The organism is Bacillus sp. FSL K6-0268 (assembly GCF_038005425.1).
GTDB classification, from domain to species: domain Bacteria; phylum Bacillota; class Bacilli; order Bacillales; family Bacillaceae_G; genus Bacillus_A; species Bacillus_A thuringiensis_S.
In genome coordinates this window covers 857,915-877,014 of the sequence record NZ_JBBOTF010000001.1, presented here as the reverse complement: position 1 = coordinate 877,014, position 19,100 = coordinate 857,915, and the positions used below count along the sequence as shown (strand labels likewise).

Here is a 19,100-nt window from a genome sequence, read left to right as displayed (position 1 = left end):
CCTCCGTGAGGAAGCTGAGTAGTTACGATGTTCCTTTTAAAGAAATTGATATTTTAGATATTGCAACATTAAGAGAAAATCTTATTGATGTCGATGGGGTAATCCATTTAGCTGCATTAGTGGGTGTTGATAATTGCCTTTTAAATGAAGAAGATGTAGTGAGGGTGAACTTTGAAGGCACGAAAAATATTGTACAGGTTTGTAACGAAAATGGCATAGAAAAATTATTGTTTTCTTCCAGTTCGGAGGTATATGGGGATGGAGTGAGTGTTCCGTTTAAAGAAAATGATATTAAAATTCCAAAATCAGCTTATGGAAAAGCTAAATTAATGTCCGAAGATTATTTGAAAGAATACGCTAGTAATAGTTTAAAAATTAGAGTGGTTCGTTATTTTAATGTATACGGTTCACAACAAAATGATAACTTTGTAATTTCTAAGTTTTTAAAACAAGCTCATAGTGGTGAAGATATTACTATTTATGGAGATGGACAGCAAATTAGATGTTTTAGTTATATAAGTGATATTGTTAACGGAACTATACTAGCCTTTGAATATGAAGGAGAAAACTTTGCAGATTTTAATATTGGCAATAACAAACCTATATCTATGGAAGAACTAGCAATAAAAATTAATGAATTAATGGGCAATAAAAGTAAAATTAAATTTCTTGATTTAGGTGAAGAGGGAGTCCGAAATTCTAGCATTGAAATCTTTAGAAGAATCCCTTCAATAGAGAAAGCTAAATTATTTTTAAACTATCAACCAATTATTTCATTAGATAAAGGACTAGAGATAATAATAGGGGAGAAGTATGGAAACACAGTATCTATATCCTAAGAATCCAAAGAAAATTAAGTATCCCATATATTCTTCTCCTTGGAGTATATCTGATCATGTATTTTTTTTGAAAAGTGTATATAGACCTAATGATTCTAAACTTAAAAAAAGTCTTCAAGCTCTTTATCCGGATGCAGAAATTGTATTAACTAATAGCGGTACATCTGCATTAGTAGTTGGTTTAAAGTACTTAAAAGTGGCAAAGGGAGATGAAGTAATTCTATCAAACTTTAATTGTCCTAATGTAATAGAAGCAATATTAACGGTGGGAGCAAAACCTGTATTAATTGATTTAAACACTAATCATTCAATTTCTCTTAATAAAATAAAAAAACATTGGAATGCTAATACAAAGGCAATTATTCTTACGCACTTGTATGGATGTCATGACGATTTAGAAATTATTGACTGGGCTAGAGAAAATAATATTTATATCATCGATGATGCTGCACAAGCAATGTTTTCTTATCAAAATGGAAAGCCAGTTGGTAGTTTAGGCGACATTGGTATTTTAAGTTTTGGGGGAACTAAACCGATCCCAAGTATTGGGGGAGGAGCGTTACTTCTTAATCGTACAATAAGTGAATTATGTGACATGGGTGAAGAAAAGAAGGAAGAAGTAATTTTAGATTATAAGAATCATTTAAAAACACAATTGGCTATAAAAATAAAAAAGAGTAGAGTACTGAGTTTATTTACTAATTATTGGAGGAAATTAGAGATTCTGCCCTCCTATAATAATAGTAAATTAGATTCTTTACCGGAGAAAACGGAAGTTATAAATCCAAAAAGAATGTCTATAGTACGTTCATTGTTAATTGATAAACACCTACAGAAAACAAAGAAGATTTTAGAAATAAATATATGCAACGCTAGTCTGTGTTATACAATGCTGCAGGAAATTGAAGAAAAGTATGGCGTTAAGATTATATTTTCAGCTCAGAATGTTTATTTAAACTATTTTACCATTATATTCAAAGAATTATCTGATAGATATGAGTGTTCTGTACATTTAGCGGAAAAAGGTATACAAACTTGTTGGAATTACTTACCCCTGAGTGAGATCCCTATTTTTTCGAAGTACGCAACTGAGTCAGAAAATATAGATTATTTATGGCCAAGGGTATTATCAATACCTTTTAAATATCCTTTAGTGAATAAGGACCTTAAGTATATATGTAGTCAAATTCTGAAATATTTAGAGAATAAGAATTAAAAGGTGATTATATGGAAATCGAAATATGTACTGACGCCCAATATTGGGATGCCTGTATGGAAGAATACAATGGTTCTGTATTTCATAGTTACGAATGGGGAAAGTTAATGGAATTATTACCTGGTGTTCAATTTTTCCCAGTACTAATAGAAACACGAGATACAGTAGTTTTAACTCCTATGTATGTACAGGATGGTAGGCTTTTGGGAAGTTTAATTGGTTATGGAGGTCCAATAATAATTGGCCAAGATAAAATAGATTTTTCAGTTTATGAATCCATAATAAATAAGAAGTTTGAAAATAAAATTCAAAAGCTTTTATTACCTATAACGATAAATCCTTTTCAAAGTTATAGTAAAGAAAAGTGGGATTATAAAGAAACTTATATGCTAGATCTACCAAATAGGTTTGAGGATTTATGGACATCGTGTTCTGGAAAAGCTAGGACAAGTGTTAGGTATGCACGTAAACAGAATGTTGAAGTTCGTCCTATAACTGTAGCGGAATTAGATGAGTTTTACCAATTATATCAAGAACATAATACAAGTATAGGAGCGAGTTATTCATTTAGTAGAGAGTTTTTTTATCATTTAGTTCTTAATTTGCAAGAAAAAATCCTTTTCTTAGGGGCATTCTTAGAAGAAGAATTAATTAGTTCCAGCATTTTTATAATGGATAAAAAGGTTTTATATTATTGGATTAACATTAACAATACCGAAGGGAAAAATTCACAATCTTCATATTTACTACTAAATGATGCGTTTGAATTAGCAATTCATAATAAATTAAAGTATGCGGATTTAGGATATTCACATAATAAAGGGATTGCTAGACCTAAGATATACTGGGGGGCAGCTTTGAAAAAATGTTTTTGTTTAAAAGAAAGGATTTAAACTATGATTATTAGTGGCCACCAACCAAGTTATTTACCTTGGTATGGTTTTTTTGAAAAAATTCATAAATCAGATGTGTTTGTATTTCATGATATAGCACAATTTGAAAAAAAAGGTTTTTTAAATAGGAATCGTATTAAAACTTCACAAGGAGCGTCTTGGTTAACTGTTCCAATACAAATGAAGAATTATAAAGAAATTCCATTTAATAAGTTAAAGATAGACAATACTCAAGATTGGGAACGGAAGCATTGGAAAGCAATAAGAATTAATTATTCTAATGCACCTTACTTTAATGTATATAAGGATTATTTAGAAAATTTTTATTCGGAAGATTGGATTAATTTAAATGATATGAACATGAATTTTATTCATTTTATTATCCGTGAATTAAACATTGATACGGAACTATATTATGTATCAGATTTAGAGGGGATTACAGGTAAGAAAAGTGATTTTGTATTAGAGTTGTGTCAGAAATTTAATGCCAGTACTTATTATTCTGGAAGTTTAGGGCAAGATTATTTAGACGAAAATGATTTTGAGAATGAAAATATAGAAATTATCTACCAAAGAATAAGGGATTATTCCTACAAGCAATTATTTGGGGAATTTATACCACATTTATCTATTTTAGATATTTTACTAAATTGTGGACCAAAGGAAACAGAAAAATTAATTAAAGGAGTCTAAAATTTTATGAATGTACTTGTATTTGCCGCTCATCCGGATGATGAAATAATTGGTGTTGGTGGAACAATAGCGAAACATGTGAAACAAGGTGATGATGTACATGTTGTAATACTTGCAGAGGGAAAATCTTCTAGAGCTAAAGAATATAAAGAGCTAGATTTAGAGGTTAAGAACTTATCTTATAAAGAAACAGAGGGGGCATGTACTACACTTGGTGTAAAAAGTTTTGCAAGACTAGATTTCCCTGATAATCGTCTTGATACATTACCCTTACTTGATGTAGTGAAAGAGATTGAAAATCACATTAAAAAAATAAATCCTACAATTATTTATACTCAATATGGTGGAGATATAAATATTGATCATACTGTTGTTTACAGAGCAGTAATGACAGCGACACGCCCTCTGCCAGATACTAATATCAAATGGGTATTTGCATATGAAACTTTATCTTCTACAGAGTGGAATTATAATGAAAAAGATAAGTTTCTTCCTAATTATTTTGTGAATATTGAAGATCATTTGGAGGAGAAATTAAGTGCGATGAGACATTATGAATCTGAGTTAAGGGAATTTCCTCATCCACGCTCTATAGAAGCAATGAGACATAACGCATTTGTATGGGGTGCCAAATCTGGATACCAAGCGGCTGAGGCATTTATGTTAGTAAGGGGGACATGGTAGGTGAAGAGAATATGTTAATACCACAGGTCCCGTTCTTTGGTTTAGATAGTAAACAGATTGACTTAAAATGGGTTGAAAAAGGCTATGGATTAGAAGCAAATATTTTTGATGGGACATCTTTATTTGATAACTCATATACAAAAAGGTTTTCTGAGGTCCTGTCTTTTGTTCAAACCCTTAATCCATCCTTGTTAACGCTGCATTTTCCTACTGATAATGCAGACTATCTCAATGATGAATTTATTAAAAAGCAACTATATGAATTTATTAACCTTGCTATAAAGTATAATGCATCAGGTATAACAGTGCATGCTAATCAATTCATGAATGTCGCGGAATTTCAAAACTATAATCTTCTAGATAATAGAAAAAGGATTATAGAGTTCTTTAATATGCTAGATGAGGAAATAAAAGGGACTGATATATGGATTGGCGTTGAAAACCTACCCATTATTGGAAACTTGGGCGATGATTTTGATCCTATATTTATATATCCCGAAGATTTTACTGATTTGGTTAATCTGGAGTTATCTAACGTTGGAATAACATGGGATATATGTCATTGGTCTATAACCTATCTTACACGTTTAGGTATTTCTAAATTATTAAGGCAAGAAGAAATTGAATATAAGGATTTTCATAAGTATTTAAGCTTAATGGATTATATTAAACATTTTCATTTTAGTTCTTTTAAGCATTTAACGATTCCTTATAGTGAGATACGTTGCTATGAGGGAGAGAATCCGGCTAATGGATCTATTGATGAAAGTTTATTACATGAAACTTTATTAAAAGTGAAGAACAATACTTTGGATAAAAACATAGGAATTGTATTTGAGGTTCAGGAAACTGATTATACGAATAGAAAGAGGTCATGGGAGACTCTTAATTGGTTTCATAAAAATATTACTGGTATGCAAACAAAAATGAATTATTTGGAGATATAAAAGGCACTATCGGTTTATTTATTTTTACATGTAACTTGAGTTAGAGATTATTTTAATGAACCTTTTCTTCTAAGTAAGTGTGTTAGGAGGGAAGGTTTTAATATTAATCTTTTTTAATCATAGGGAGGACAAATGAAAAAACTAACTCTTATAAAGAAGCTTATTGTAACTTTTGGGATTTTGTTGCTTTTCCTTTTTAGTAATTTATCTGAGGATGTAATACTAGTACATGCTATGACTAAGAACGACCAAAGTTCTCTCATGTCAGATAAGGTTCGTGCTAGTCGAGCTATTGAACATACACGTTTTCTGTCTGAGAAAATTGGTCCACGTCCAAGTGGGACTAAGGAAGAACATAAAGCAGCTACATACATTGGAGATACATTAAAAAAATTAGGGTATGAAGTTGAGTATCAGGCCTTTCCTGTACCAGATCAATATATTGGGAGTATCTCTTTTAGTGTGTATGGAGAAAAAGAATGGCAAGTTGGAGCAGCATCTAATGCATCTATACCTAAAGATCCTGTCGTAGGGCCGGTAGTTTCTATAGGAAAAGAGAACGATATTAAAAATTCACCTGAGCCAATTCATGGGAAAATAGTATTACTGGAACAAGCTGATACGTATGAGAAATATAATGAACAAGTTGAGTATGCAGTAGAAAAGGGAGCAAAAGCTGTATTGTTATATAGTACGATTGGGGATAGAGGCAACTATGGAGAAGCCTTTAACCCAGTTCTAAAAAAGAAACAATCAATACCTGTATTTGGGCTTGCTTATAATCAGGGAATTAGAATGAAAGATAAAATAGTGCATAATAAAAATATAGTTAGTTTAAAGGCAAAACATGAAATGAATTTGAGTTCATTAAATGTTATTGCGAAAAAAAAGCCCAAATACAAGACAGATAATGAGGATGTAGCAATAATGAGTGCTCATTATGATAGTGTTATCGGAGCACCTGGAGCAAATGACAATGCTTCTGGCGTAGGACTTTTATTAGAGTTAGCATACAATTTTAAAGATATAGAGATTAATAAAGAAATTCAATTCATAGCGTTTGGAGCAGAAGAAAATGAATCCTTAGGTGCTTACCATTATGTTAATCAGTTATCTACAACAGATAAGAAACATATTCTAGGGGTTTTTAATGCAGATATGATAGCGACAAGTTACCAACAGGCTAAGGACTTATATGCAATGACACTAGATGGCTCTCAAAATGAAGTAACAAATACTGCAGTAGCTACTAGTAAAGCATTAGGGAAATCGGTTGTATTAACTGGAAAGTTTGATTCTAGTGATCATGTACCATTTTACGAAGCTGGAATTTCCTCAGCACTATTTATTTGGATGGATGTAGAGAGTTGGAATCCCCTAATTTATCATGTTGAAAAGGTATTCCATACACCTCAAGATACCGTTTTAGAAAATATTTCTCCTCAACGTATGCAGGAGGCACTAGAAATTATAGGGACAAGTTTATATTACTTTATCAAAAGATAGGTTTTTTCGGGGGGGGGGGGTCAGCATAGCCGACTAAATTTAGATTTTAATAATAATATAGTAAAACTTTTGTTGGGATAAAAATATACTTTGAGCATAGGCGAGGTAACTATATGAGGAGTACATGGAAAGAATTAAAGGGGATGGATCTTAATGTCTGGATCCGCTTTATCGGAGAAGCCTTAAATGGTATTGCAATGATGATGTTAATGCCATTTTTTGCATTATATTTAAAGGATAAAGTGGATTCTCTACTTGAGGTAGGTATAGTTATAGCTTTATCCCCAATTGCGGCGAGTTTTGGTTCATTAATTGGAGGGCATATAGCGGATACTTATGGACGGAAACCAACTATGGTACTCTCTATGGCCAGTAATGGGCTACTAATGCTTGTTTTTTTGTTTATTGATAGTTTTATAGGGTATGCCATTTTATCTATTGGTTTAGGGCTATGTAATTCTTTCTTTGAACCAGCGGCATCTGCAATGGTTACCGATGTAACAGAACCTGAAAAAAGAACTGAGGCATATGGATTACTTAGAATGGCTCATAATATAGGAGCTGCGATAGGCCCTATAATTGGTGCAGCAGTTGTGGTTGTATCAAAAGATGTCATATTTTTGATTACTTCTGGAACCATGCTGTTTTATACAATATTAATGTTATTGTTTCTAAAGGAAACAAAGCCTAAAAATATAATGATACATGAGGAAACACATAAACAGTCAATAAGATTTACGTTAAGAGTTGTTATAAGAGATAGAATATTTCTATTCTATATAGTGACGGGAATCATTATATTTATGGGATTCTCACAATCGGAAGGTATGTTACCACTTCATTTTAGTAATGAGAATACAATGATTTTTGGAAATGGTAATCCATTTCCATATTTAATGACTTTAAATGGCTTATTGGTTGTATGTTTCCAATTTCCTATTTCAAAGTGGTTAACTCACAAACCAATTGGTAAATCAATGCTATATGGTGCTATTCTTTTTGGCGTTGGCCTTTTAGCAATAGGATGGTTACCAAAGTGGTTTCAAGTAATAGACGCAAATGATTTAATTATTCTAGGCTCATTATTAATAGCTTATACAGTTTATACAGTAGGGGAAATGATCATGTCACCTGTCCAAATGACATTCGTCGCTAATATAGCTCCAGAACATTTGAGGGGGACTTATATGGGGGCGGCTAATCTGCAATGGATTACAGGTAATGTATTTGGACCTCTTCTAGGCGGTGTATTACTGGATCAGCTTTTAGGACATATGTTATTTACAATCTTAGGTGTGGGTTGTATTATTTCTGGATTTGTTTACTTACTATTAGATAGACTTATTGAGAATAGAAGTAAACAAATACCTATAAAACAAACATCTTAATTTTAATATTGTTAATGAGTTGAAAATTAAATTTTATGTTTTAAGGATTAAATAAAGTGCACGTTTATTAAGAGTAAACGTGCACTTTATTTATTAGTGTTTAAACTTAATTTATATATAGTGAGTTTTTTAGGTGACGACTTAAGTGTATAAAAGTAATTTGCTACTTTATTTAATTAATTTCAACTAGACTTCTTGTCTTATCAATATGATTAAGTAACATACGATACTCTTCTTCGTACATAGTTACACGTTGTAGAAGGGAATGATTTTCTGTCTCTAAAGTTTTTATTTGACTTTGTAAGTTTGTAAATTCATATGTTTTTTTATAATTTTGTAGAAAGAGAATAATATCATCTAATGTCAAAGATAAAGAGTATGTTTCTTTTTTTGTTGAGAGGGAGAAATATTGTTTCCCACTTCTCGATTTTGTTTTGCTTGTTGTATTTCCTCTTGGTATTGTTTTCTCACGTATGAATTCCAGCGAAATCCACAAGCTGCAGGTGTCCGATTTAGTAGCTTTGCTACTTCCTTGAATGCAGTTAACTGTGTTCCACCGTTACGAATCTTCTGGAGTACTGTGGATGCGAGAAGTAAATCGTTATCGTTCGTCCAGGAATCTTGTCTTGAGAGTACCACGTTTTAACCTCCTTTATATGTTTTATAACATTAATCAAATTAAACGTTCTCTTTTCCTTTTGTAAATTTGATATCAATCTCTCATTTTAATCTACTTAGAATAAATCCGTTAATACGTAGATTGCTGATGATGCGTTAGGTGGATTTACTTATATCACCCACCAATTTATTAGTGAAAAATTAATTTCGTTGTACATAATATTATAGGATCTTCTGACAAGAGACAATTACGCTGATATAGCCACTAATAGGAAATAAGAGTACTTTATCTGTTTGTATTTTGGGTTCTGGATAACGATTGTAATATGAGTTTTTAATAGACATTTAGTAGATATTTGTTAATTTAACATCTCTAAATGGAGGCATGTAACTTGAATATAATAGATTAAAAGAGGATATATACTATTGGGGTTAAAAAGAAAACGAAATAGAGAGGATATTTTAGGTTAGGAAAATTTGAATGGAATTGTCATTAAAGATAGGACCTTTCAAAAAGGGAGGATAATTGACAACTGTAGGTACTATGATTAGGAATTTAATTCTAATCATTTTATGTTGAGAAATAAAAAAATATTTTGTAAAAGGCGAGATGGGATGGGATGGGAATTCATATGAATTTTACAAGAAGAGAAGGTAAAAGTAGAATTTTATTGAGAATAACTTGTGCTAGATTAACTTAAAAAACCTTATAATATAATTATATTATAAGGTTTTATTTTAACTATAATAATATTTATTGTGATTTTTTATCGAAGAATAAATTTAAATCTGTTTTGTCTGTGTCGTCTGCTAAAGCATTTTGTATAATATCATTTAATAATTGCATTTTTTCTTTTTCAAAGAATGGGACACTAATATAATAAGGTGTTCCTGCTTTTTCAATTCTTAATATTGTCTGGATACCGCTACCCGCAATTCCAATACCTAATAGTAGTAAAATTAATCCACCAATAAAACTATCACTTAAAGTACCTAATCCAAATAAGAAAATTAGTATTCCTAAAATCATTGGTTTAAAGAAATACTTGGTAGATAACATTGCTCCAGAAATATTTTTTAGAGGAATGTTTTGTTGGTCTTTACCAGCAGGAACAAAACCAAATAATGTGTTTGATAAGTTGGTTTTTACAAACCTATTATCAACGTCTACTCTGCCTTTTATCCAAAAGAATAATAGGCTGGTTGAAAATTCAAGTCCTTTCATCTTTTCATCTCCTGTTATAAATTACTAATAATAAAATCTGTATATCGTTATATTAACATTAATTATGAAATATGTGTATAATTTTTTGTGATTTTATATAAAATTATAATATACAGAATAACAAGAGTGGAAAAGTGTTAAGAGCAATACGATTATAGGGAGACTATTAACTAGTACAGGTTTTGCTGAAGTAAAAGCGAAACGAATTCTGTTTGATGAGGTGCCAATGGATTATTGGTCATTTATGCAATATATAATTTATCTAATGAGGGAAATGTTATTGTAGGATACGGAGATGGTATATTTGGTTTGGGAGATAATGTACCTGTGAACAAGTAGATGCACTACTTTATCGAGCGCATTTGAAGGGGTATGTGAAAGATGATCAGATACTACATATTCAAGGGAAGTCGTCATTTGCTAATCTTTATCATGATATTAATGAAAACTCAACAATGTTTTTAAAAGAAATTTTGACGGTGACAGAGTTAGGGATTTTTAAAGGAGACAAAAAAGGAAATCTTAGGACAAAAGGTACGTTTACACGCGCGGAGATGGAACAAATAATTAAAAATGCTTTTCCCTACAGTGTGAAAGCTCCGCATTAATTTAAAGGTATACCTGCTAACTTTTGGGTAGAAGAAGAAATTAGTGTAGTTTACTCTAATTATATTTTAGCAGGAGTAGAGATAGGGGAATTTGCTCCATTTATGACAGCAACTCGTGAACAGTATGCTCAATTTTTATATAATGCTCTTTGAAATGATCTTTTATGGAATCTTAAAGATCTATTTGAATAATGAGAAGAGCTTATTCTAAAAGGTAAATCAGTTATTAAACAAAGGCTATGGGGTTTTCTTACTGTAACCATTTCTTATTTATCACTAGACAGCTTGATTAATAAGAGAAAAAAGTTGGTGAGATAAAGGGCATCATTCTAATTAGAATGATGCCCTTCTTAATTTTAAATATAATTTAATGAAATACTTTTTCAATTGTGGGCATAACAGCTATTGGTGGTAGGGATTTAGTCCATGCAGCTGCATATACATTTAATTTCTCACCTAATGTGTAGTTTTCACTATCTGAAACAGGAACTCTTAAAATCTTATTTTGAGAAACTAGATTCCACCAATCATGTTGATAAGCAAGAGCTTCATCTTTTGTGGACGTAGCTGCAACTACTAAATAATTGTTCTCTACTGAAATGACATATCCAGTAAAAGGTTCTTGTTCTTGGTTCTGAATAGAATGAACAGGAATATTGTTGGCGGAAATCTTGTTAAAATCTGCAAAGGCCGGTGTTAATCCGAATGTAAATCCACATCCTAGTGTTAAAGCTGTTACCGTTGTTACGAATGTTTGTTTTTTGTTAAACATGATATATCCCCCTTATATTTTATCCTTACACTATCCACTTTCAATTTACATACATATAAAGCCTTTTAATATTAAGATATTTAACAATTCTGTCACAATTATTCCATAAATGTTAATATTATCTATTAATGGAATTGGGTTTATGTTATAATTCACTAGGTGAACTATTATTGTTCATTTCATCTCTTGATGAATGTATGCCCTTCCTTAAGTGTAAAGATGTTCGATTTTATTGGTGAAGAGAGGATATATCCCTCTTCTTTTTTTATTAATATGGGACTTTAGGGAATGAACAGAAAAAGAACCCTATGGGGTTCTTTTTCTAGGCATATTAACAGTAAGGAGAGTAATGAAATGCTATTTTCAAATCTTTACAAGGAGAAAAATTTGAAAAAGCTTATCATGTTATTATTTTTACATATATGTAATATAAAGTGAATTGATAATATTTAGACTTACTATTAGTAATATTTAATTAAGATAGTTAGTACTACATTAATAGTGTTAACTATCTTGATTGGTATGGAATGTGATAGAAAGCATAAGTTTGTCGCAAATTTATACTTTCATAATTTGAAGAATATTCTTTATATTGATTTTAAAGAAAATACAAAATTTTTACTAGATGTGAGAAAAAAGAATTGAAAATATCCTTTAAAATAAGATATATTTGGTTCAAAAAATTAGAGGGCACCAATTCATTAAAGCAGTAAAAACGTTTTAATGAATTAGTGTCCTTTTTGTTTTAAAAAGAGAATATATTTTCTCAACAGGACAAATGGTAATCAGCTATAAGTATTAGTTATAAGAATAAAAGGAAAATAGAAATTAATAATAAAGGAGAATGCGAAATGATAACATTAATATCTGAAAAAAATCTAGCTGAAATCCACGAAGACGATGTAGATGTATTAAAAGTAATGGCACATCCTGTTCGATTACAAATTGTAAATGAATTAATGCACCATAAAATGTGTAATGTTACACAGTTAACGGAAATATTAAGAATCCCCCAATCTACTGTTTCACAACATCTATCAAAATTAAGGGGAACCGTACTCCGTTCAGAAAGAAGAGGGTTAGAGATGCATTATTATATAGATAATGCTAAGGCACGTCAGATTGTTGAAATTTTAGGTTTGTAGATTAATAATACATAAAAGGTTTTCTGTTACAAGGCAGGAAACCTTTTTTATATGTATAACTAATTGTGTGATAATATCATACTGTAGAAACTACCTAACAATAATTTAAATTTAACAGCTTGTTTTATCTTGCCATACACAATTTAACACGATATATAGGTATAAACTTACAAAGAAGGGTTTTAATTAGAAATTAGATATAACAATGGATAATGGTAAGTGTATTAAAGAAATTATAGAATTAATGAAATAAAAAATAATCAATAGTTGTTGTAAAGGCATATATTTATAAGAATGTGGCAGGAATGAAATGAACTTTACAGTTACTTTAACTTGGATGAAAAGAGATTTAATAATTGTTTAATAGAGTTCATTACCTAGTAAATACGGAGTTCCTGGGCTTGAAGGGGAGGATATAAAAAGATAATGTGAATAATCCGAAACAAATATGTTTCGGATTAGAGGTTCGAGATTTTATCCATTTTCATTCAACGGTTTGTAAAAGGTAATAAGTTGAATTTTCTGGATTTTAATAAAGGAAATGTATTAGGTTAATCAATAGATACTCCACCAGAGACAATCAGTTTTGTTGGTGCTGGCGTATCTCCACCATTAAACGAAGAGTGTTGTGATACATTTAAACTAATTATGCTACATGCTAATGCACTTACTACTACCATATTTAATACAATTTTCTTAATCTTTTTCATTATTTTAACGCTCCTTTTCTCAAATATTTCTTATCAGCATTATTACTAATATAGAAATATTTGCTTGCCTTAACATGATTATCTGCCTCATAAAATTGGATTGCTAAAATCCCTGCATATTCTTTTACACAATCCCACATTTCCTCTTTTTCAAAATAAGAAATAGCATCAGTAACTACTTTTTCTAGTTTAATTCTAGGTAGTTCTGTGATTAGTTCATTTAAAACTGCGAAACGATGCTTATATTCCTCATTTCCTGATTCATTTGTATACTTCATTCCTTGCTCGATATATGATTTTGCTGTTTCAATGCCTTCTAAATTATAATATGCTCTTGCTAAGACAAATAATGCTTTAAAATGATTCGGTAGGGTATTTATAATTTCAGAACTCTGTCTGATCGCCAATGGAAATAAATCTTGAATATTATATAACCAGCCCAAATTATGACGTACTCTTAATAATAATTGTTCTTCATTATACTTTTTAAAAACATCAATAACCGTATTGAGACATTCTTCAGCTCTTTCAAACTCTCTTAGATCTATACAAGCTAAACCGTATACATTGTCGCATAAGGCAACATTAATTTCATAGCCTACATGATTCTGGTATACTTTTTTTGCCTTTACTACATGTTGAATTGCTTCAAATGGTTGATAAGATTGATAACAGTAAGTTGAAAATCTATACTCAAACTCGGCTTTTTCTACTGCGTCAGGTATATCAATTAAAAGTTCTTCCGCCTTTTCATAGTGTGTTTTCGCTTCAGTATAATTTGCTAAAATTGTAGAATGAATTGCCTTAAAGAAATGATAATAGTAAGCTAAAAATAAAAAATCATCTTTGATAGTAGAGAGTTTTTCTATTTGATTAAAAGAATCTTTTGTAATACTCATTGCATCTACCAAGACCATATATCTAAAATTCAGTAGGGAATAATAGAATGATACATAGTGATCTGCTTTTAGTCCTTTTAAACTTTCTTTTACTTTTAGGTATGTTTGTTTTGCTTCTTTTACATGATATAAACGAATTTCTTCATACCATTCGTGTAATAATCCCATCAATTGCTCATTACTCTTCTCTTGAACATTCATAATATCCCCCTTTTCTATGTAAAGGCTTATTCTGATAATAACAGGAATTAGATACATTAAATTTAACAATGAGTTTTTTTCATCAATATACAGAATATTCAGAATATGGCAGTTACCCACCCTTTGTAATGCGACAAAATATAGCTAAGATAGTACAAATTTCGCTAAGTGATTTTTTGATGCTTAAATGTTTGCTATTGAATATATCGTATAAGAGGTGTCTTAGTACTATGGTAGAAAAGGAGGTAGCTTACATTGCTATTTTTTTGAGAAAATATTGGACTTATTAAGTTTCAAGGAATTCAATATAAGTATACTCATGTCTACTTATATTGAAAAGTGAGCGTTAGTTTATGATAAGTTTTGGGATTAATTTACTAAGGACAATGACAAATTTAAGAACAAGAAGAAAAGTAATGGATGCTAGAATTCTGCAAGCGTTAGGGTAGAATTTAAATGTTTTTTGAAAAAAAGAATTAGCTGAAGGGGATACAGTTGCTCTTCATGTACATTCTCGTACTAATTCTCAAGATAAGGGAGTTGCTATAGTTGATATATTTCGTATCAAGGATGGAAAGATTGTCGAACACTGGGATGTAATTCAAGAGATTCCAAGTGAAGCAGTTAATGATAATACGATGTTTTAGGTAGAAGGATATATAAATTCAGATTTATAATAAAAAACCCCATTTTGATTAACCTTTTTTCAAAATGGAGTCTTTTTATTTTCCATATAAAATTAACAGTACCCTTGATGTATGAGTCACATCATAGTAAAAACTCTTCTATAGGCAAGAAGAGTTTTTTAGTAAGTCTATAGCATTCTGGGAGAAATTAATGTTTTTATTATTAATAATGAAAAATAATTAGGATAAGAAGGGGAAAATAGCATGAAAATGAAAGTAATGATTTTAACAGGCTCAGTACTTGCAGCAACAAATGTTACGGGCAGATACAACTTTTAAAGATGTTCTTACTGATCATCATTTGGTCATATAAAGCATAAAAGAGAAAAATATCGTAGCAGGTTATAGAAATCGTATATATGGTTTCGGTGATAGTATTATACGTGGTTAAGTTGCTAGATTACTTTATCATTTTAGCCAAGATGGTTTTTAAAACATAATCAGTACGATTAAATGGGAGACATGAGTCATTGCTTATCGATGGTAAAGTAGACGTATATAATTTAAAAGGAAACCCATGCAACAATATAAATAATAATTTGTAGGTGAACGTAAAAAATACCAAGATGGCCCTGAAGGGGAGGGGGGCTTGGTGTTTTTTAGCTAATATCACGATTTTTAAGTAATTTTCATATTCTGTTAACCGCACTAATATCAAGTTTTTTAATTCAATCGTTTAAATTTCGCAAGTGTATTCTTTATCTCTTTATCTTCCACATATCAGTGGGTAATCTTTGTATAATCTGATCTTATCTCTAAATCACAACAGTACCATCAAGTTAAAGTTTCATTTTATTTTGCTAACTTGATGGTGATGTGACGTAACCTTAATTATTTGGAAATTTTAAAAAAGTCCCCTTAGTCATGTTAAAGGGACCTTGATCACGCAAATGATCTGTAAATCAATTCATTTTTGATAGGCAGATCATTTGTATGATAATTTTTGTAAATAATTGCTGAATAGTGAATTTACATAAATGCTTTTAGAAGTTCTTGAATTAATGGGATTGCTCCACCTATAAATTTTAAAACTGCCATTGCGATTTCCATATTATTCTCTCCTCTTTTTTCGTATTAGGATATGATAAATCTTTATAAATTCATTATAGTAAGCGCTTACAATTATTACAATACATTTTCGTATGCAATATTGCATATTTATACATTAGATCTCTATCATTCATTTTTTAATGGTACTATAGCGAGGTGAGAGTCTTTAAGGGTTCTCCTTAATAGGAGGAAATATGGAAAGAGTGCAAGCGATTTACAGTAATCAAAAATTTAAGAGTTGGGTTAAACAGGTATTAGCTGTAGGAGGAGTAATAGGGTGCTGTTATTTGGTGTTATATGTTTTCTGCTTCTTAGTTATCATGTAAATATTATACAACGAAACTAGTAGAGTCTTACCTAGAGAGGTAAGGCTCTTTTATTGTAGTACCTCGAGATGAGCAAACTACATACAATATCTATCAGGTTTTTCAGATCACTTTGTATGGTTCCTTGTTTAGAACAATAATTCCTATCATTGAAATTAAATAAACTTCTATTTAAAAGTTTGAATTTATATTGAAAACAGAATTCTATTGATAAAAAATATGTTTTTACTTGATACATATTAAAAAGACAAGTATAAATTATATTAGATTTTGGCAAAGTCTTTTTGACTTGGAAAAGGATTTAAATATTACTTGTAGATTTGATTCCTTTTTACATACTATAATCCTTATATTGCTACGTAAACATAATACAGTGATAATGATTTAAAAGCAAGAATTTTAGTAGCGGTACGTTCACACATCCATCAACTTAAGATTTTAAAGTAGCTCTTAAACAAAAAACTTCTTTTTTTAATTGATTCATAGTAAATAAGAAAGGTTGGCAAATTAACAACTAAAGAGATTTCTTCAGGTAAGCTAATAAGTAATCTATCAAAAGGTCCTTTACAAAATTTATACATAAGTCAATTATAAGATCATGTAAAATTTAAAATTATGTAAATGTTATACATTTTTGTAAAAGACATTCATTGACACTTGCGTATATAAGTAACTATACTCGTTACATCAAATTGAATGTGTGATAATACGATTTTATTATTATTACAAACATGTAAATATAAAAATAGAAAATCCCAATTTGATAAATACAATGGTAGAGGTGTTTATTTTAATGAAGCACAAATTAATTGCAACAGGTATCCTTGCAGGATCTATATTATCCTATTCTTCTAATATTTTAGCAGATACTCATAAATTCCCTGATGTTCCTGTATGGGCTGATAAATCTGTTAATTATTTAGTTGATAAACAGGTATTGAATGGTTATCCAGATGGAACTTTTGGTTCAAATGACTCATTAGACAGAGCTTCGGCTACAAAAATTATGACAAAAGTTTTAGGGATACAAATTGATCCTAATGCAAAACCATCTTTTACAGATTCACAAAACCACTGGGCTACTCCTTATATTGCTGCTGCTGAAAGAGCTGGTATTGTTAAAGGTGAAGGTAATGGAATCTTCAATCCATCCGGGAAAGTAACTCGCGCTGCTATGGCTACGATGCTAGTAAATGCATATAAACTACAAAGCACACCAAATTATAACGAGCAGGTTAGATTTGAAGATTTAAAAGGGCATTGGGGAGAAAAATATGCCAATATTTTAATAGATTTAAAAATTTCTAATGGTACTGAGAACGGTTGGCAACCAAATAGATTTATAACACGTGCTGAAGCTGCTCAACTTACTGCAAAAACAGATATGTTACAACAAAATTCAAACGATGAAAAAGAGATTATTACTGCTACTTCATATGAAGATTTAAATTTAACAGTGGCTTCGAAAATTACAGCTCAAGAGATTGATAGTTTTATTGCGAAATATCATTCGGATAGTCCTTTAGTTGGACATGGGCAAGATTTTATCAATGCGCAAAATCAATATGGCGTGAGTGCTCATTATTTAGCAGCGCATGCGATTTTAGAATCTGGATACGGAAAATCAGAAATCGCATATCAAAAACATAATCTATTCGGTCTACGTGCATATGATGGAGATCCGTTTAAATATGCGAAATATTTACCAAGCTACGGCGATAGCATTGCTTATAACGCTAATTATGTACGAGAAAGATATTTAGAAGAAAGTGGTATGTATTATAACGGGCCAACATTAACTGGCATGAACGTGAAATATGCATCAGATAAAGGTTGGGCTAAGAAAATTGCGGGTATTATGGAACGTATTAAACCGTTTCGTGTAGAAGACTATACATATGCAAAAAAATTACCAAAGAATCCTGAAACATTAGATGTCGACGCATTATCTAATGAAATTCCATATAAAATGTATGCAGACGGTTCAAGCTCAAATGTTGTATCATCAGCTACTTACTATCAGGTACCTTATCCATTTAATTTAAAAATTAAAAGTAGACCAGATGTAGCTGTCGAGGAGAATAAAGTTGGTACAGTAACTTCTGGAACAACCATCTTTATTTATCGTGAAGATCCAAATGGATGGGTAGAATTCTCTTTTGAAGCGAATGGAGAAAAATACTGGACATTAAAAAGTAAATTAAGTATGTAATTAAAAAGATCTATTTCACTACTTTTAATCGATTAGATTATAATCTCATATAATTGAGAGACAATTTTTTTACTTTCTTAAAATAAAGTTATGTATACAAGAAAAGTTAGAGGATTATTTTCTCTAACTTTTCTTCGCTAGTATTTGAAATTAAAAAGATGGTGGAGTTACTCCAAATATAACAGTGACCTTGTTTAAAGAAGTGTTTTCCCATTTATGCTTTGCATAAGGTGGGATTTTAACACTATCACCTGTATTGAGAAGTAAAACCTCATCATTTAGATATAGTTTTACTTGTCCTTCCATAATAAATGCTATTTCTTCCCCTTTATGTGCCACAGGCTCCATAGATGAAGCAGTTTGAGGTAACAGATTCATTAAAGCCAATTCTAGTGATCCATCTAAATTAGGAGATAATAGCTCATACGAAACATTGCCGCTTTCAGGAAAAGTTATTTTTTTTCTTTGAAAGATAAGAAAGT

Annotated in this window: 14 protein-coding genes and 5 pseudogenes; 12 read left to right on the top strand and 7 right to left on the bottom strand. The window is 30.6% G+C overall.

The features are described 5' to 3' along the window. Positions 1-20: 20 nt before the first annotated feature. From MHI28_RS04430 to MHI28_RS04395, 8 genes and pseudogenes are all read left to right on the top strand, one after another. Positions 21-839, top strand: a pseudogene (locus MHI28_RS04430) (NAD-dependent epimerase/dehydratase family protein); the annotation flags it as partial. Beyond that, complete coding sequence (locus tag MHI28_RS04425) at positions 814-2,055, top strand: aminotransferase class V-fold PLP-dependent enzyme (protein ID WP_086412990.1); 1,242 nt, start codon at positions 814-816, stop codon at positions 2,053-2,055. The pseudogene MHI28_RS04430 and the gene MHI28_RS04425, both read left to right, overlap by 26 nt. Positions 2,056-2,066: 11 nt before the next feature. Beyond that, positions 2,067-2,948: a GNAT family N-acetyltransferase gene (locus MHI28_RS04420; protein ID WP_000401946.1), complete on the top strand. Its 882-nt coding sequence runs from the start codon at positions 2,067-2,069 to the stop codon at positions 2,946-2,948. 3 nt (positions 2,949-2,951) lie between these two features. Then, positions 2,952-3,641, top strand: coding sequence for a WbqC family protein (locus tag MHI28_RS04415; protein ID WP_000587149.1), 690 nt, complete (start codon positions 2,952-2,954; stop codon positions 3,639-3,641). A gap of 6 nt (positions 3,642-3,647) precedes the next feature. Beyond that, a complete protein-coding gene (locus MHI28_RS04410) occupies positions 3,648-4,325 on the top strand; it encodes a PIG-L deacetylase family protein (RefSeq protein WP_001101895.1) in 678 nt (225 codons plus the stop codon). 11 nt (positions 4,326-4,336) lie between these two features. Continuing rightward, positions 4,337-5,272: an endonuclease gene (locus tag MHI28_RS04405; RefSeq protein WP_003281342.1), complete on the top strand. Its 936-nt coding sequence runs from the start codon at positions 4,337-4,339 to the stop codon at positions 5,270-5,272. Positions 5,273-5,404: 132 nt separating this feature from the next. After that, complete coding sequence (locus MHI28_RS04400) at positions 5,405-6,778, top strand: M28 family metallopeptidase (RefSeq protein ID WP_000737099.1); 1,374 nt, start codon at positions 5,405-5,407, stop codon at positions 6,776-6,778. 113 nt (positions 6,779-6,891) lie between these two features. Further along, positions 6,892-8,166, top strand: coding sequence for an MDR family MFS transporter (locus tag MHI28_RS04395; RefSeq protein ID WP_086412991.1), 1,275 nt, complete (start codon positions 6,892-6,894; stop codon positions 8,164-8,166). Between the two features lie 172 nt (positions 8,167-8,338). Here the strand turns inward: MHI28_RS04395 and MHI28_RS04390 are convergent. Beyond that, positions 8,339-8,805 (bottom strand): annotated as a pseudogene (locus MHI28_RS04390) (RsfA family transcriptional regulator). A 733-nt stretch (positions 8,806-9,538) separates the two neighbouring features. Next, positions 9,539-10,009 carry a hypothetical protein gene (locus MHI28_RS04385; protein ID WP_000677076.1) on the bottom strand — a complete coding sequence of 157 codons (471 nt, stop codon included), beginning with the start codon at positions 10,007-10,009 and terminating at the stop codon, positions 9,539-9,541. Positions 10,010-10,383: 374 nt separating this feature from the next. Here MHI28_RS04385 and MHI28_RS04380 point away from each other — a divergent pair, with 374 nt between their 5' ends. Next, positions 10,384-10,617: an S-layer homology domain-containing protein gene (locus MHI28_RS04380; RefSeq protein ID WP_002162801.1), complete on the top strand. Its 234-nt coding sequence runs from the start codon at positions 10,384-10,386 to the stop codon at positions 10,615-10,617. 367 nt (positions 10,618-10,984) lie between these two features. On the opposite strand, the gene MHI28_RS04375 is transcribed toward MHI28_RS04380, so the two are convergent. Then, a complete protein-coding gene (locus tag MHI28_RS04375) occupies positions 10,985-11,389 on the bottom strand; it encodes a DUF3221 domain-containing protein (RefSeq protein ID WP_000482311.1) in 405 nt (134 codons plus the stop codon). A gap of 851 nt (positions 11,390-12,240) precedes the next feature. On the opposite strand from MHI28_RS04375, the gene MHI28_RS04370 reads away from it, so the two are divergent. Then, positions 12,241-12,534, top strand: coding sequence for an ArsR/SmtB family transcription factor (locus tag MHI28_RS04370; RefSeq protein WP_000631350.1), 294 nt, complete (start codon positions 12,241-12,243; stop codon positions 12,532-12,534). Positions 12,535-13,085: 551 nt separating this feature from the next. On the opposite strand, the gene MHI28_RS04365 is transcribed toward MHI28_RS04370, so the two are convergent. Together MHI28_RS04365 and MHI28_RS04360 are read right to left on the bottom strand one after the other, a co-directional pair. Continuing rightward, positions 13,086-13,244 carry a Phr family secreted Rap phosphatase inhibitor gene (locus tag MHI28_RS04365; RefSeq protein WP_000721348.1) on the bottom strand — a complete coding sequence of 53 codons (159 nt, stop codon included), beginning with the start codon at positions 13,242-13,244 and terminating at the stop codon, positions 13,086-13,088. Continuing rightward, on the bottom strand, positions 13,244-14,344 hold the full coding sequence (locus tag MHI28_RS04360) for a response regulator aspartate phosphatase (protein WP_001102552.1): 1,101 nt from the start codon (positions 14,342-14,344) through the stop codon (positions 13,244-13,246). The genes MHI28_RS04365 and MHI28_RS04360 overlap by 1 nt, the downstream gene beginning before the upstream one ends. A gap of 467 nt (positions 14,345-14,811) precedes the next feature. On the opposite strand from MHI28_RS04360, the pseudogene MHI28_RS04355 reads away from it, so the two are divergent. Further along, positions 14,812-14,991 (top strand): annotated as a pseudogene (locus tag MHI28_RS04355) (nuclear transport factor 2 family protein); the annotation flags it as partial. Positions 14,992-15,999: 1,008 nt separating this feature from the next. On the opposite strand, the pseudogene MHI28_RS04350 reads toward MHI28_RS04355, so the two are convergent. Further along, positions 16,000-16,186 (bottom strand): annotated as a pseudogene (locus MHI28_RS04350) (hypothetical protein). Between the two features lie 1,013 nt (positions 16,187-17,199). Between MHI28_RS04350 and MHI28_RS04345 the strand changes: the two are divergent. Further along, entirely contained in the window at positions 17,200-18,618 is a 1,419-nt protein-coding gene (locus MHI28_RS04345; RefSeq protein ID WP_000680994.1) for an S-layer homology domain-containing protein, read from the top strand. Positions 18,619-18,768: 150 nt separating this feature from the next. On the opposite strand, the pseudogene MHI28_RS04340 reads toward MHI28_RS04345, so the two are convergent. Continuing rightward, positions 18,769-19,086: pseudogene (locus MHI28_RS04340) on the bottom strand (cupin domain-containing protein); the annotation flags it as partial. Between the last annotated feature and the right edge of the window lie 14 nt (positions 19,087-19,100).

Bases quoted from the DNA above. Each gene is read 5' to 3' on its own strand.
- MHI28_RS04400 (WP_000737099.1), top strand. From the start codon at position 5,405: ATGAAAAAACTAACTCTTATAAAGAAGCTTATTGTAACTTTTGGGATT.
- MHI28_RS04370 (WP_000631350.1), top strand. From the start codon at position 12,241: ATGATAACATTAATATCTGAAAAAAATCTAGCTGAAATCCACGAAGAC.
- MHI28_RS04405 (WP_003281342.1), top strand. From the start codon at position 4,337: ATGTTAATACCACAGGTCCCGTTCTTTGGTTTAGATAGTAAACAGATT.
- MHI28_RS04395 (WP_086412991.1), top strand. From the start codon at position 6,892: ATGAGGAGTACATGGAAAGAATTAAAGGGGATGGATCTTAATGTCTGG.
- MHI28_RS04365 (WP_000721348.1), bottom strand. From the start codon at position 13,244: ATGAAAAAGATTAAGAAAATTGTATTAAATATGGTAGTAGTAAGTGCA.
- MHI28_RS04360 (WP_001102552.1), bottom strand. From the start codon at position 14,344: ATGAATGTTCAAGAGAAGAGTAATGAGCAATTGATGGGATTATTACAC.
- MHI28_RS04415 (WP_000587149.1), top strand. From the start codon at position 2,952: ATGATTATTAGTGGCCACCAACCAAGTTATTTACCTTGGTATGGTTTT.
- MHI28_RS04425 (WP_086412990.1), top strand. From the start codon at position 814: ATGGAAACACAGTATCTATATCCTAAGAATCCAAAGAAAATTAAGTAT.
- MHI28_RS04410 (WP_001101895.1), top strand. From the start codon at position 3,648: ATGAATGTACTTGTATTTGCCGCTCATCCGGATGATGAAATAATTGGT.
- MHI28_RS04345 (WP_000680994.1), top strand. From the start codon at position 17,200: ATGAAGCACAAATTAATTGCAACAGGTATCCTTGCAGGATCTATATTA.
- MHI28_RS04385 (WP_000677076.1), bottom strand. From the start codon at position 10,009: ATGAAAGGACTTGAATTTTCAACCAGCCTATTATTCTTTTGGATAAAA.
- MHI28_RS04420 (WP_000401946.1), top strand. From the start codon at position 2,067: ATGGAAATCGAAATATGTACTGACGCCCAATATTGGGATGCCTGTATG.
- MHI28_RS04375 (WP_000482311.1), bottom strand. From the start codon at position 11,389: ATGTTTAACAAAAAACAAACATTCGTAACAACGGTAACAGCTTTAACA.